Genomic DNA, 1348 nt, shown 5'->3' on the forward strand with positions numbered 1-1348 from the left:
GATGTACATCATCCGGCGGCTTCATACGAGGGACATCCGCCTATTGGCAGGTGCTGCCCTCCGGATGCCGGAAACCGCTGCTCAGGTGCTGTGTCGTGCGCCTGAGTATGTGATATGGCAGTTAACCAGTGACCAACTTCGGTCACTGGTGGAGGCGGTGGCCAGTTCGCCGAAGTACTCGGCGCGTGTACTCCAAGAAATGCCGGAGTACACACAGAATTGGTTGGGCGAACTAATCAAAAAACTGCGGAACGCAGCACAAGGAAAGGAGTAGAAAAATGATCGAACGGGGGAAATTAAACCAAGAAGTAAGAAGGATACTTGTTCTCGGCCTGTATTCCGAGGAGGAGCTTCAGGAACTGTTCAATGCGGTTCAATGGAGCTCGGAAGCTGTCCTTGCTGCTCTGGTTGAGACACCAGAGTCCTTGGCGAACCGATTAGACAATCGGTTTATCGACGAGCTTGTATGGTTTAACACCATACAAGGTGGTTCTTGTCCGTGGGCCCGTGGGGAGCGGGCTTATTGGCTCAAGTATTTCCTCATCCACGCACCACCGTGGGTGGTGAATAAATTGAGCAAAAAGACGTTCGAGGATTTAGTAGAATATTTAATTCTCGCCCGAAAGGACGGCTTGCCTGAATTAATTTGCCTCCTGCCACAACATGTGGCGGGGGCAATTCCGGACAGTGCTCTTCGGAGCCTAGTCCGGTGGGTAACTGAAGACGGTCTCAGTTATCCTGAGCGCATTCTTTACCGAGCACCGGAGTACACCCTCCGGCGACTGCAGGCGGAAGACATTCGCCGGCTGGCGGATATGAAACACATCACAAAGAGATTGGACGATGTGTTTACCCGCCAAGTCCAGTGGCCGGAGGCAGCTTGCGGGGTACTCTGTTGGGCACCTGAGTATGTTATCCGGTGTTTGACCGACGCCCAAATTCGGGCACTGGTAGAGGCGGTGGTTGGTACGAAATACGCGGCGCAAGTACTCCGCGATATGCCGGAGTACACACAAGCGCGCGTTCCTGAAGAGTTACTGGCAAAGCTTCAGGAAAAGTAATGAACATCCGCCAACGCCTAGATACAGACGTTGGCGGGGCCTGTTTTGGGTTACTCAAAGACGCGGGGTGAGTGCTCCGCGTCATTTAGAACAAGGAGGGTAATATGGTGACTGGCGAAAAAGAGATGGTGCGTGTTCTGTCGGGGGATTACAACGGTCAAGATGAGTTGTACAACCTTATCAGGGTTGTACAAAAAAGTTCATTAGCATGTTTCAATCCCCTCACGGGGATTTTGGTGTTTTGAACCAAACGCGAACGCATGTTTGTGGTATATTCCTATGGCTGT

The 1348-nt window shown here is 52.0% G+C and carries 2 protein-coding genes; both read left to right on the top strand.

All coding sequences use genetic code 11. The features are described 5' to 3' along the window. Positions 1-274 (top strand): hypothetical protein (locus tag AC01ZF_RS17510; protein WP_476575545.1); only part of this gene is annotated, 274 nt, incomplete at its 5' end. A gap of 4 nt (positions 275-278) precedes the next feature. Further along, complete coding sequence (locus tag AC01ZF_RS17515) at positions 279-1061, top strand: hypothetical protein (protein ID WP_476575546.1); 783 nt, start codon at positions 279-281, stop codon at positions 1059-1061. The last annotated feature ends 287 nt before the right edge of the window (positions 1062-1348 follow it).

It is taken from the genome of Chloroflexus sp. (assembly GCF_056331925.1).